Origin of the sequence: Pseudobutyrivibrio xylanivorans DSM 14809, assembly GCF_900141825.1 — a bacterium.
GTDB classification, from domain to species: Bacteria; Bacillota; Clostridia; order Lachnospirales; family Lachnospiraceae; genus Pseudobutyrivibrio; species Pseudobutyrivibrio xylanivorans.
Genome location: NZ_FQYQ01000006.1, coordinates 167,681 through 180,983, shown reverse-complemented (window position 1 = coordinate 180,983; position 13,303 = coordinate 167,681). Strand labels below are relative to the sequence as shown.

Sequence of the window (13,303 nt, the reverse complement as noted above, 5' to 3'; positions counted from 1 at the left end):
ACTTCGATATGCATTAATAAATTGTTGCTTGCCATTGATTAGATTTGATATGACATTTGCAACCTACTATGCCAAAAAAAGAGCCGAAGGAAAGCCTCATCGAGTAGCTATAACTCATGTCGCTAAAAAGCTTGTTAGAGTTATTTTTGCTTTAGAAAAGCAAGACATCGATTTTAATCCTTCAAAAGTACGATAAATAAAGCCAATAACCTTCATGTATGTACCATCTGATATACAAAATTCAGATGGCTTACTAATTTTATGCTTTTTTTGAGATTCTAATAAAACATCATTTATCTATTGACTTCTTATAGTTTGTCACCTCAAAACTTAATTTTACAGAAGAATATGATAAGTCATAAATGTGATAAAAAAAAGTACTAAATAGAAAACATAAAAATGACAATTTTATATATCTACAAAATCAAAAAAATGAGCACTTATTAGAAGTGATTTGATATAATTTGGTTATCTAGTAAACAGATTGATTGAAGGAGAATGGTATGTCGAGTGTAAAGATTACATCAAGTTTTTGGGGGAGATACAGGGATCTTGTTCGTAGAGAAATGATCCCTTATCAGTGGCAGGTTTTGAATGATATTGCAGGCATCACTATTGAAAAAGAGAGAGATGATGCCAATATTCCTAGTGAGAAAAGTCATGCTATTGAAAATTTTAAGGTCGCTGCAGGAAGGGTTCAGGGTACTCATTATGGCTGGACATTCCAGGATAGTGACGTATATAAATGGCTTGAGGCAGTAGCATATTCTCTAAGAGAGAAGATGGATCCAGAGTTGGAGAAAAATGCCCTTGCAGTTATAGATCTGATTGAAGCAGCTCAGGAGCCAGATGGCTACCTTGATACTTATTTTTCAATTCTTGGAATAGAGTATAGATATCAGAGCCTGGCAGGAAGCCATGAGCTTTATTGTATGGGGCATTTTATTGAGGCTGCAGTGGCTTATTATACGACTACAGGCAATGAAAAAGTCCTTAATATTGCAAAAAAATGTGCTGATAATATAGACGAAAATTTCGGCCCAGAGGAAGGAAAAATTCACGGTTATGATGGACACGAAGAGATAGAGATTGGATTACTTAGACTCTACCATATTACTGGCGAGGACCGATATTTGAATCTGGCAAAATACTTCCTTACAGAAAGAGGTAAACATCCTGATTTCTTTAGGGAACAGGCTAGAAAATACAAAGGACCAAATGCATTAAACTGGGTGGCAAATGCGCCTAACACATATTTTCAGAATCATGCTCCTATATCTGAGCAGAAGACAGCAGAAGGACATGCTGTACGTGTGGTTTATTTATGTACTGCTCTTGCGGATTTGGCTGCAACAACTGGTGATGAGGAGATTATAAAGATATGCAGAACCTTGTGGGACAACATTGTTGATTGCAGAATGTTTATTACAGGTGGCATAGGCTCAACTGTAAATGGTGAAGCATTTACTTTGGATTATGATCTACCAAATGACACCATGTATTGTGAGACATGTGCAGCAATTGGGCTTATGTTTTTTGCCCGTCAGATGCTAAGAATTGATCCAAATGGAGAATATGCAGATGTGATGGAGCGAGCATTATACAATTGTGCGCTGGCTGGAATGGCCCTTGATGGTAAGCATTTCTTCTATGTAAATCCATTGGAGGTAAATCCATTAAAATCTAAAAAGGATCCAGCTAAGAGTCATGTTAAACCTGTAAGACCATCATGGCTTGGATGTGCATGCTGTCCTCCTAATTTGGCCAGAATGATAGCATCACTTGACGATTTCGTATATACGATAAATGATAATACTATTTTAGTTAATCAGTACATGGACTCTGACTCATTACTGGATGTGGGAGATGGAGTAGTTTTGATAAAACAGACTACAGGGTTCCCTTGGGATGAACAGGCTGGTCTTTACGTTAGTAATAATTCGGGCGTTGATGTAAAAATTGGGGTTAGAATTCCATCCTGGTCTGAAAATTTCAGAATAAGAGTAGGCGGTAATCTTGTAGAAATTGATTCAAAGAAAGGTTATCACTATATCGAAGTGGCACCAGGTTCGTCGGTGGTAATTGGTGTTAATTTTGATATGTCTGTGACTAGAAACTACGCCAATCCACATGTTTCTGAGGATGTTGGAAGGGTGGCAGTTTCCAGAGGTCCATTAATTTATTGTTTGGAAGGTGTTGATAATGGGGATGATTTAAATTGTCTTATCTTGCCATTAAACGCACATTTTGAATACAGATTTGATAATAATCTTCTTAATGGTGTTGGACTTTTAACAACAACAGGAAAGAGGGTTCATGCTAGAAGTAAATCAAGTCTATACACAAAAGAAAGACCTTCGCTTAAGGACGTAAAACTTACTTTCATTCCATATTATGCATGGGCAAATCGTGGAGAAAATGAAATGCAGGTTTGGATTAGGGAATAATTATTGTAATTTAGCTCTTTAAATCACTAAAGAATTAGGTTACAATAGATGAAATATTATTTTGACATCAGGAGGAATTATGGGTAAGGTATTTCGATTTAACAAAGATGTAGATACTGACCAGATTATCGCTTCCCAGTATCTGCTATTCCCTACAATAGACGAAATGAAGGTGCATACTTTTGAGTCCCTAAATTCGGATTTTGCATCTCAGGTAAAGCCAGGAGATTTTGTTGTAGCCGATGAGAATTTTGGCTGTGGCTCTTCTCGTGAGCAGGCACCTAGTGTGCTCAAAGCTCTAGGAGTGAAGGCTGTTATCGCAAAGTCCTTTGCCCGTATTTTCTATCGTAATTCTATTAATATTGGTATGCCTGTAATAGTCAGCAAAGAACTTTACGATGCTGTAAAAGATGGCGATGACATGGAACTGGATTTGCAGGCCGGAGTCATCACTGTAGGCGACAAGCAATTCGCATGTACGAAGTTGCCTGCTAAAATGCAGGAAATTTTGGATCAGGGTGGACTTATTGCATCGTTAAATAAGTAAAAGGAGAGAAATATTATGGGCATGACTATGGCAGAAAAGATTATCGCATTTGCGGCGGGGAAAGAGAGCTGCAAGGCAGGCGATATAGAGACAGTTACTTTAGACAGACTTATGAGTAATGATGGTACAACACATCTTACTATTGATATGTATAACAACTTGAAAAAGCAGAGAATTGCTGATAAGGATAAGCTGGTATGGATTATTGATCACAATATTCCTGCTGATAGTCCTAAGACAGCAGCCAGTCACAAAAAGATGCGTGATTTTGCAAAAGAGCATGGTATCACATTTTATGAAGGAGAAGGTGTGTGCCATCAGATAATGATGGAAAAGCACGTTCGTCCGGGTGAGCTTATTTTTGGTGCAGATTCACATACCTGTGCATATGGAGCTCTTGGCGCATTTGGTACAGGTGTTGGTTGTACAGACTATCTTTATGCAATGGTTACAGGAACCTCGTGGCTTCTTGTTCCAGAGACAATTAGATTTAATCTTCATGGTTCCTTAAAGAAAGGTGTTTATGCCCGTGATTTAATTCTTACTATTATTGGTCGAATCTCTGCAAACGGCGCTAATTATAAAGCTATGGAGTTTGCAGGAGAGGGACTAAAAGGTCTTTCTATTGCAGACAGAATTTCTATTTGTAATCTTTGTGTTGAGGCAGGTGCCAAGACTGCGCTTATGGAAGTAGATGATGTGGCTCTTGATTATCTTAAAGCTCATGGCCGAGAGCCAAAGGCTATTTTCAAATCAGATGATGATGCTGTATTTTCAGAGGTTTTTGATATTGATTTATCTGAAATTGAGCCTATCGTTGCAAAGCCGCATTTTGTGGATAATATCGTTCCGGTTTCAGAATGTGAAGGTACTAAAATTGACGAGGCTTTCCTTGGTAGCTGTAACAATGGACGTATAGAAGATCTTCGAGTTGGTGCTGAAGTAATCAAAGGAAAGCATGTAGCTGAGAAGGTTAGATTTCTTGTGGTTCCTGCCAGTCGAGAGGTGTACAAGCAGGCACTTAAAGAAGGATTGCTTGATATATTTATGAGTGCAGGAGCAATGGTTATGAATCCTAACTGCTCTGTATGTTGGGGGGCATGCCAGGGTGTCATCGGAGAGGGTGAGACTCTGATTTCTACGGGCACACGTAACTTTAAAGGTCGCGCAGGACATAAGGATTCCTTCGTATATCTTGCATCAGCGGCTACTGTAACAGCATCGGCTATCAAAGGCTACATCACATCAGCGGAGGTACTGTAATGAGTAAAATCTGGAAACTGGACAACGACATAGATACAGACATCATCTTACCTACAGAGTATCTCGCTTTTGAGACTGTGCAGGAGATGAAGCCTTATGCATTTTCTCCACTGAGACCCGAACTTGCAGCCCAGATTCAGCCAGGAGATATGATTGTGGCAGGAAATAATTTCGGTTGTGGCTCATCAAGAGAGCAGGCACCAGAGGTTGTAAAAGCTCTTGGTATTTCTTGCATTGTTGCAAAATCATTTGCAAGAATCTTCTTCAGAAATGCTATTAACAATGGATTGCTTCTCATCGAGCAGCCTGATTTATATGACGAGGTAAATGAAGGTGATGAGGCAGAGGTGATTCCTGGAAAGGAAATCATTGTTAATGGCAAATCCTATCCAATAGCAAGTCTCCCAGAAAACCTTACTGAAATTCTGGAGGCAGGAGGTCTTGTAAAGGCTATGAGAAAGCGTAATGGATTAGATTGATTGGGAGAAATAAATGGGACATACACTTGTTGAAAAAATAATTGGAAATAAGGTTGGACATGAAGTCAAACCTGGAGATATTGTTACTGTAGATGTAGATTGGTGCATGATTGATGATATCATGGTACCTTTTGCTGTGCAGAAATATGAGGAGATGGGATTTAAGAAGGTGGCAAAGCCAGATGGCGTGGTGCTGATTTATGATCATTTTCTTCCAGCTACACAGGTAGATGACAGCAGACATTTCAGAGTTGGAGATGAGTTTGCTGATAAATATGGTATAAAGAATGTTCATCGAACAGATGGAATCTGCCATCAGCTTATGACAGAGGCTGGTTATGTAAAGCCAGGAGATATTGCGTTTGGTACAGATAGTCACACAGTTACATATGGTTGTGTCGGTGCATTTTCTACTGGCATCGGATATACCGAGATGGCAGGAATTCTTGGTACAGGTCAGCTTTGGATTAAGGTTCCTGAAACTATAAAGGTAGAAATTGAAGGTACTTTGCAGGGCAATGTCACCTCAAAGGATATTATTCTCAGAATCATTGGTGATTTAACTGCTTCTGGTGCTACATATCAGGCAATTGAATTTACAGGAAGTACTGTGGATGCCATGAGTGTTGCCAGTCGTATGACTATGTCAAACATGTCCGTTGAAGCTGGAGCGAAATGTGGTCTTTTTGCACCCGACGAAAAGACATGTGATTATTGTAAGATTCCTTATGATGACAGTATTAAGGCGCTTTGCTCAGATAATGATGCTCAGTATTCGAAAATTCTTAGATATAAGGCGGAGGAGTTCGAACCAGTATGTGCTTGTCCATCACTTGTAGATAGAATTAAGCCTGTAAAGGAACTTAAAGGAACAAAGGTAAATCAGGTATTTATTGGTTCCTGCACAAATGGAAGATTAGAAGATCTTAGGGCTGCTGCCACAATTCTTAAGGGAAAGCGTGTAGCACCATTTGTAAAACTTATTGTTACACCTGCAAGCCGAAAGATTTATCGTGAGGCATTAGCAGATGGAACATTAGAGATTCTCTCAGATGCAGGTGCTATCATTACCACACCGGGCTGCGGACTTTGCTGTGGTCGTGGAGGTGGAATTCTTTCGGATGACGAGGTTGTAGTTGCCACAAACAATAGAAACTTCCTTGGCAGAATGGGGACAAGTAAAGTGCAGATTTATCTTGCTAGCCCTGTTACTGCAGCTGCTACCGCAATAGCTGGTGAGATTGTAGAAGGCTAAATGTGAACATTCTGTGATACATACACAACTGAGTATTTATGGTATTGTTATAATTTCCATATGATTGTATTATAACACTCGTTTGTTTTTAAAAAGAGAGGTAGAATTATAATGCAAATCAAAGATATTATTGAAAAACTTAGTCAGTATGATCAGAATTTAGAATTAGTAATTGGTGTTGATGGAGAATTCTTCTCACCTAATTTTAAGCGAGATATTGTTCCATTTAAGCATGCTTTTAATGGAGTAGCATATAAAGATGAGGCTGTTATCTTATCTAATCAATAAATATTGCTGAGTAGATTTTGAGGACCTGAGGGTCCTCTTTTTTTGTCCATAAATTATGAAAATGTTGCGCAGAATTGCGCAAATTTAAAAAAATTTATACAAAATGACTAATCAATATTTGTAATTGTTTCCGAAAATGGTAAATAATATTGACACAGGTGTGTATTATCAGCTATTTTTAATATCAACATGAGCTGGAAACGTTTCCAAAAAACCGGTTAAAGCGGAACCGTTTGCGCAAATGCAAAGAAGGGGATCCCATTTATTTAATGTATGAAAAAATGGAGGATAAGAATGTTAAACAAAAGAATGGGCCATTGTGTATTGTCACTTTTATTGGCTTCTGGATTAGTATTTAGTGGTTTTAGTTTTAATGCTGGTACTGTAGAGGCTGCACAAACCGGTGCTTACGGTCTTCAGTCAAATATTAAAGATGGCAATATTTTACATTGCTTTGACTGGACTTATCAGCAGATTATTGATGAACTTCCAAACATTGCAAAGGCAGGTTTTTCTACAGTTCAGACTTCACCAGCACAGGCAGCAAGCTGCTCAAGAGGTGGAATCTGGTACATGCTTTACCAGCCAAATGGTTTTTATGTTGGCGATGCAGGTCTTGGTTCAGAAAGTGACTTAAGAAGACTTTGTCAGGAAGCAGACAAATATGGAATCAAGGTTGTAGTCGACGTAGTAGCAAATCACCTTGCTGGCGATCACGCAAACATCGATGGTAGCCTTAAGGATTCAAGTCACTGGCATAACGAGTGGGGCGGTATTGATTACAACAATCGTCATCAGATTACTCACAGAGATATCGGTATGCCAGATATTAATTCAGAGGATCCTTATGTTCAGAATAAAGTAAAGAATTACATCTCTCAGCTTAAGTCTGATGGAGTTGATGGAATCAGATGGGATGCTGCAAAGCACATTTCTGTTCCATCAGAAAATTGCAGCTTCTGGAGAAATGTAATTGATAACTCAATTTTCAATTATGGTGAGATTCTTGATCAGCCTGTAGTCGGTAATGACTCATACGCACAAAGACTTATGAGCGAGTATACAGATTATATGTCTGTAACTGATTCAGTTTATAGTGCTACAGTAATGCAGGCTTTAAATCAGGGCTCTGTTCCATACAGCTATGGTTATTGGACAACAGCAAATGGTATCGAGGACAATGAGGTGATTTACTTCGCTGAAAGTCACGATACATATTCTAATCATTCGCAAGGGGAGGGCGGCTGGACTAAGTATATTGACCAGAACAAAGTTGACAGAGCATATGCAATCCTTGGTTCAAAAGCAAATTCATCAGCACTTTACTTCTCAAGACCATATGCTAAAGAAAAGACAGCAATCAAGGTTGGCGAAAAGGGAAGCACACACTTTACAAGCCCTGAAGTTGCTGCAGTAAATAAGCTTCATAACCAGTGTGCAGGCGAGAAGGAATATTATTCTACATATGGAAATGTAGCTATCGTAGCAAGACAGTCAGGTGCTACACTTGTTTTAGGCTCAGGTTCAAATTGGGATGTAAGTGTTTCAAATCCAGGAAGTACACTTAGAAGTGGTACATATAAGGATCTTGTAAGTGGAAGCACATTTACAGTAGATGGATCAAATATCAGAGGTCACGTTGGATCAACAGGTATTGCAGTTCTACTTAAAGATGTTGGCCCAACTCCAACACCTACACCAACCCCAACACCTACACCAACCCCAACACCTACACCAACTCCAACACCTACACCAACCCCAACGCCTACACCAACTCCATCTCCAACTCCAACACCACCAATCGAGAATGAAATTACAGTGTACTTCTCAAATAATGCTAACTGGAGCAATGTATATGTATATACATGGGGCGGAAGTGATACAACAGGATGGCCAGGAAAAGCTGCAACATATGTAAAGAAGAATGAGTACAATGAATCTGTTTATTCAGCTAAGATTCCAAAGGATATTAAAGGTTTGATTTTCTCAGATGGTAATGGAAGACAGACGGTAGATATTAATTCAGGCTTTGTAGACGGATTAGGTTATTACATTTCAGGAAATTCTGGCAACAAGAGTACAGTTGGTACCTACACTTTTTCTAATTAATATTCCTTAAACGAAAGAGGGATTCGCATATGCGAATCCTTCTTTTACTAAGTGCGCCTAGCGGCGCACGTTTCTAACGGGTTAAAGTCCCGAATCCGCCCGGTAGTGGGAAGGATATAGCCGAAAGCAAGGGTGTCCGTCGTGAGGCGGAATCTGAAGGAAGCTGGATGTGAGGAACATACTAACTCATGGGCAAATCTCTGGTCTGACGTACAGAAATCTCATACGAGGTTATGCATGAGGGTAAGGCTGCATTACAAGTCGAAGCCCAATAACTACACGGAATCATGCATGATAAATGAGGCAGATGGATGGAGAGGAAGAAACGTGTGGTACCTAGGGAGGTCTGTGTGAAACGCTCTGAAAGGAGTAACCACCGTACAAGGAAACGAGGCGGTGCTGAACACGCAGAAGTCAGCAGAGGTCATAGTAGGGATATGGACATGGAAACATGGACATGCTAACCGAAGGACCGAATCAGTAGGAGTCTTAAGTATGACCGAGAAAGGAGGAATGACCGTTAATGGCAGAAAACATAGACAATAATGGCTGTTCGCAAAGAGATAGTGCGGAACACGAAGGGTATGCGAAAGCGCTTAGGTCATTCAATCGGATATGGAAAGAAAGAGACAGTGCACAGCCAAAGCTCTTGGAATCAATACTGTATAAGGATAACTTTAACAGAGCGTATAAGAGAGTTAAGGCTAACAAGGGAGCGCCAGGTATTGATGGAATGACTATCCAAGAGGCACTTCCGTATCTTAAGGAACATCAGCAGGAGTTAACTGACCGCATATACCGTGGAAAGTATACCCCATCGCCAGTCAGGCGAGTTGAGATTCCAAAACCAGATGGAGGTGTGCGTAAGCTTGGCATACCCACCGTGATAGACCGAACACTTCAACAGGCAATAACTCAACAGTTAGTGCCAATCTATGAACCGTTGTTTGCGGATGGAAGCTACGGCTATCGTCCTAACAGAAGCGCAAAGGATGCCATACAGAGGGTAAAGGAATACGCAGAACAAGGCTACACATTTGCGGTAGTCCTAGATTTATCAAAATATTTCGATACCTTAAATCACGAAATCCTAATCAATCTCCTCAGGAAGAATGTAAAGGACGAGCGCGTAGTTCAGCTCATAAAGCGCTATCTGAAAAGCGGAGTAATGGAAAATGGAGTGGTCATTGATACAGAGGAAGAGTCACCGCAGGGAGGAAATTTATCACCACTACTTGCGAACATCTACCTTAATGAGTTTGACCAAGAGTTTCTGAAAAGGGGCGTACCTTGCATAAGATATGCAGATGACATCGTTCTTCTAGCGAAAAGCAAAAGAGCATCAGAGAGACTCTTGGAAAGCAGTACTAAATATCTCGAAGAGAAACTGAAGTTAACAGTAAATCGAGAGAAAAGTCGTACGGTCAGCGTGTTTGCAATCCGAAATTTTAAATTCCTTGGCTTTGCATTGGGAAGGAACGGAAGTGGCATTCTTGTCAGAGTTCATCCAAAGTCATGGAAGAAGTTCAAGTCAAAACTGAAAGATTTATCTTCCCGTAAGTCTATGCAGTCCATCAAGCCAAGCCTTGAGAAAATCAAGGTATATGCTAGAGGATGGCTCAACTACTACGGTATAGCAAGCATGAAGAAAAACATAGACGAAATCAATAAATGGCTCTATCACAGAATACGTATGTGTATATGGAAACAATGGAAGAAGCCCAAGACAAAGGTGCGAAATCTGATTAAGATGGGTGTACCCGAGGACTTGGCGTACATGGCTGGTAACAGTCGGCGCGGTCATTGGTTTACCACGCATACAGTCGCAGTCAATATGGCTATGACAAAAGAAAGACTGATAAACAGTGGCTTTTATGATTTAGCCACGGCCTATCAGTCTGTGCACGTCAACTATTGAAAGCGCCGTATACCGAACGGTATGTACGGTGCTGTGAGAGGACGGCGGTTAGTCACCGCCTCCTACTCGATTATTGGTGGTTGTATGTTATTTTGCTTCAAAAAAATCTTTTACTTTTTCTTCATTGATTTCTTCACCGATAATAATGAAGACCTCCTGACCAACAGGCATTTGATTTAGTTCAAAATCTTCTTTAGTGGCGTTGAATTGATACCATACCTCATTATCCTTGAAGAACCCTTTTGCTCTGAATATTTTGCCGAAGGCTGGGTCAGACATAAGTGCATCGATTTTTTCTTTAAGTCCGTCCTTTTTCATAGGAAGTTCCAGGAAGTAAAGAGTCTTGTAACCTGCATCATCTGTGCCAAGCTTCTTTATATATGAATGGGTACTGTAACCACTGCCTGAGATTTTAGTGAAATCCTCTTCAGATAATTCATTCCAATCCTTAGAAAAGACAATTGATTCAATATCTTTATCAAGCTTTGCTTTTTCAGCAGCTCTTTTAAGATGGGAGATAGTGGCTGAGATATGTTTTTCATCTGTCAGCTGGCTTCGGCTTAGAACAATTACTCCTGCATTTGCAATTTGAGAAGCCAAAAAGAAATCTGAATCCTCTGAAAGATTTTCATCAAGCTTGGCATCTACGATAGTGATTACATTGCCGATTTCGTACCATCTATCAAGTGGTTCATCCCTTAAGGAATCGAAGAATTCATCAACATCAAAGATTCCAGATGGCTCTATAATGACTCTATCATAGCCGCTCATTCCCATTGAAATAAGCTTAGTTTTGAAACGTCGTCTATGGCAGTCGGCATCGCATCCGCCTGCGACCATCTCCAGCTCACAATTATCACCGCGAAGCTCATTTAACAAAAGCATATCCACATTTACAGCGCCGTAATCATTTTCAAGAATGCCGATATGCTGCCCCTTGTCCATAAAATATTTTGCATATTTTTTAAGGAAGGTAGTTTTTCCGCTACCGAGAAATCCTGTGATAAGGTCAACTTTTATCATAAAAATACCTCTAAGAAAAATTTTTTAACACAATTATTTGATATTATAGCATGTAGTGTTATAATCAAAAATACTATTTTTAAAAGGAGTATAGATTTCATGGGAATTGTAGTTTTAGGAGCAGTATTTATTGATATCAAAGGGCACTCTACAGCAAGTTATATCCCTGCTGGTAGAAATGTAGGTACTGTGGAAGAAGTACATGGTGGCGTTAGTAGAAACGTAGTTGAGGATATTGCAAATGTAGAGCTTAGACCTACATTCGTAAGCCTTGTTGATGATAGCGGTATTGGTACAGGTGTATTAGACAAGCTTAACAATCATAAGGTAGATACAAGATTTGTTCGCCGTACACCTGATGGAATGGGCAAGTGGCTTGCTGTATTTGATAATCATGGTGATGTGGTTGCATCCATTTCAAAACGTCCAGATCTTTCAGAAATCAATAATATTCTTGATGAGCAGGGTGATGAGATTTTTAAGGATGCAGACAGCATTGCCCTTGAGATTGATATGGAAAAGGACACAATTAAGCGTGTGTTCAAGTATGCTGAAAAGTATAATCTTAAGGTTTATGCAGCCGTTTCAAATATGAGTATTGCAGTTGAACGCCGTGATTTCCTTAAGAATGTTGAATGCTTCGTATGTAATCAGCAGGAAGCAGGCATTTTATTTATGGATGATTATTCTGAGAAGACTCCAGAGGAAATGCAGGATATTCTTTCAAAGAAGATTCAGGGAGCTCAGATTAAGAAGATGATAGTTACCCTTGGTGGACAGGGTGCTGTATATGCTGATATTGATGGAAATACAGGTTTTGTTCCAGCAAGAAAGGTAGACGTTAAGGATACAACAGGTGCAGGAGACTCATTCTTTGCAGGCGTTACTATTGGCCTTACTTATGGAAAGACTATGGAAGAGGCATGTGAAATTGGCTCAACACTTGCTGCATCAGTTATTGTTACATCTGACAATGTTTGCCCAAGATTTTTACCAAGTGAGTTTGGAATTGAGATAGATAAATAGCAACTATTACTGGCGATAAAATGTTTGCAACGGTCTTACAATATGCTTATAATGGTGACTTGAAAGGATTTCAAAGACTGTATGACAGATAGGGAGAACATCAATTACAGACAGTTGTATTTTGATAAAGATGGCACAATCAAACAGGAGACATATGTGTTCCACAGAGAGATGACTGCTGAGGAACAGGAAAAGTATGACTCATTAGTATCTGATTCCAATCAGATGACAATATTTGATTTTTTAAAGGCATAGGACTCCAAGGCTTTGAGGATTCAAAGCTTTGGAGTTTTGTTTATATATTTATAAAGGATAGGAGAGAAATATATTATGGATTTAATTAACTCGAGCGTTTCTGAATTTACGGAGCTTCTTGCCTCTAAGACTTCTGTTCCGGGTGGCGGTGGTGCCAGTGCTCTTGTCGCTTCAATAGGTATTGCTCTTGGGGATATGGTTGGTGAATTCACAGTTGGTAAGAAGAAATATGCTGATGTAGAACCAGAAATATTAAAGCTGATGGAAAAGTCTCAGAAACTTAGAGTTGATTTATTACAATGTATTGAAGATGATGCTGTTGCATTTGAACCTCTCTCAAAAGCATATTCTCTACCAAAAGAGGCTGAGGTCAGAGATGATATTATGGAAAAATGTCTTAGGGATGCTGCATCAGTTCCTATGCATATATTGGAGCTTGCCTGTGAAGCGGTGGATTTGCAGCGAGAATTTGCTGATAAAGGTTCAGTGATTATGATTAGTGATGCTGCAACGGGTGTCGCTATGCTTCAGGGAGCTATAAAAGGAGCTGCAGTTAATGTGAAAATTAACACAAAATCAATGAAGGACAGAGCATATGCCAATGATTTGGATGGACGTGTAGATACCCTTGTTAAAGAATATGTAGATAGAGCTGATTCGATTTACAATGATGTTTGGAATAGATTATAGGAA

General features: G+C 39.5%; 12 protein-coding genes and 1 pseudogene. 12 read left to right on the top strand and 1 reads right to left on the bottom strand.

Annotated features, from left to right (window positions below):
• The 9 genes and pseudogenes from BUA88_RS16385 to ltrA form a co-directional block, all read left to right on the top strand.
• Positions 1-196 (top strand): annotated as a pseudogene (locus tag BUA88_RS16385) (IS110 family transposase); the annotation flags it as partial.
• Positions 197-503: 307 nt separating this feature from the next.
• The gene (locus BUA88_RS06660; protein ID WP_072914691.1) at positions 504-2,447 is read left to right on the top strand and encodes a glycoside hydrolase family 127 protein; all 1,944 of its coding nucleotides are present in this window, start codon (positions 504-506) and stop codon (positions 2,445-2,447) included.
• Positions 2,448-2,526: 79 nt separating this feature from the next.
• Positions 2,527-2,994 (top strand): LeuD/DmdB family oxidoreductase small subunit, encoded by a 468-nt coding sequence (locus BUA88_RS06655; protein ID WP_072914688.1) that lies wholly within the window; start codon positions 2,527-2,529, stop codon positions 2,992-2,994.
• Positions 2,995-3,009: 15 nt separating this feature from the next.
• Positions 3,010-4,257 (top strand): 3-isopropylmalate dehydratase large subunit, encoded by a 1,248-nt coding sequence (locus BUA88_RS06650; RefSeq protein WP_072914682.1) that lies wholly within the window; start codon positions 3,010-3,012, stop codon positions 4,255-4,257.
• Entirely contained in the window at positions 4,257-4,736 is a 480-nt protein-coding gene (locus BUA88_RS06645) for a LeuD/DmdB family oxidoreductase small subunit (RefSeq protein WP_036951792.1), read from the top strand. The genes BUA88_RS06650 and BUA88_RS06645 overlap by 1 nt, the downstream gene beginning before the upstream one ends.
• Positions 4,737-4,749: 13 nt before the next feature.
• A complete protein-coding gene (locus BUA88_RS06640; RefSeq protein ID WP_072914677.1) occupies positions 4,750-5,991 on the top strand; it encodes a 3-isopropylmalate dehydratase large subunit in 1,242 nt (413 codons plus the stop codon).
• 111 nt (positions 5,992-6,102) lie between these two features.
• The gene (locus tag BUA88_RS16155; protein ID WP_159430882.1) at positions 6,103-6,279 is read left to right on the top strand and encodes a hypothetical protein; all 177 of its coding nucleotides are present in this window, start codon (positions 6,103-6,105) and stop codon (positions 6,277-6,279) included.
• A gap of 294 nt (positions 6,280-6,573) precedes the next feature.
• Positions 6,574-8,388: an alpha-amylase family glycosyl hydrolase gene (locus BUA88_RS15905; protein WP_159430881.1), complete on the top strand. Its 1,815-nt coding sequence runs from the start codon at positions 6,574-6,576 to the stop codon at positions 8,386-8,388.
• 523 nt (positions 8,389-8,911) lie between these two features.
• Positions 8,912-10,306 (top strand): group II intron reverse transcriptase/maturase, encoded by a 1,395-nt coding sequence (gene ltrA / locus BUA88_RS06615; RefSeq protein ID WP_072914668.1) that lies wholly within the window; start codon positions 8,912-8,914, stop codon positions 10,304-10,306.
• A gap of 87 nt (positions 10,307-10,393) precedes the next feature.
• On the opposite strand, the gene BUA88_RS06610 is transcribed toward ltrA, so the two are convergent.
• Positions 10,394-11,329 carry a GTP-binding protein gene (locus BUA88_RS06610; protein WP_072914665.1) on the bottom strand — a complete coding sequence of 312 codons (936 nt, stop codon included), beginning with the start codon at positions 11,327-11,329 and terminating at the stop codon, positions 10,394-10,396.
• 99 nt (positions 11,330-11,428) lie between these two features.
• On the opposite strand from BUA88_RS06610, the gene BUA88_RS06605 reads away from it, so the two are divergent.
• The 3 genes from BUA88_RS06605 to BUA88_RS06600 all read left to right on the top strand — a co-directional run bounded on the left by BUA88_RS06605 (position 11,429) and on the right by BUA88_RS06600 (position 13,300).
• Positions 11,429-12,355, top strand: a complete 927-nt coding sequence (locus tag BUA88_RS06605) for a carbohydrate kinase family protein (RefSeq protein WP_072914661.1) — start codon at positions 11,429-11,431, stop codon at positions 12,353-12,355.
• An 81-nt stretch (positions 12,356-12,436) separates the two neighbouring features.
• The gene (locus tag BUA88_RS16150; RefSeq protein ID WP_159430880.1) at positions 12,437-12,610 is read left to right on the top strand and encodes a hypothetical protein; all 174 of its coding nucleotides are present in this window, start codon (positions 12,437-12,439) and stop codon (positions 12,608-12,610) included.
• Between the two features lie 75 nt (positions 12,611-12,685).
• Positions 12,686-13,300, top strand: a complete 615-nt coding sequence (locus BUA88_RS06600; protein WP_072914657.1) for a cyclodeaminase/cyclohydrolase family protein — start codon at positions 12,686-12,688, stop codon at positions 13,298-13,300.
• The last annotated feature ends 3 nt before the right edge of the window (positions 13,301-13,303 follow it).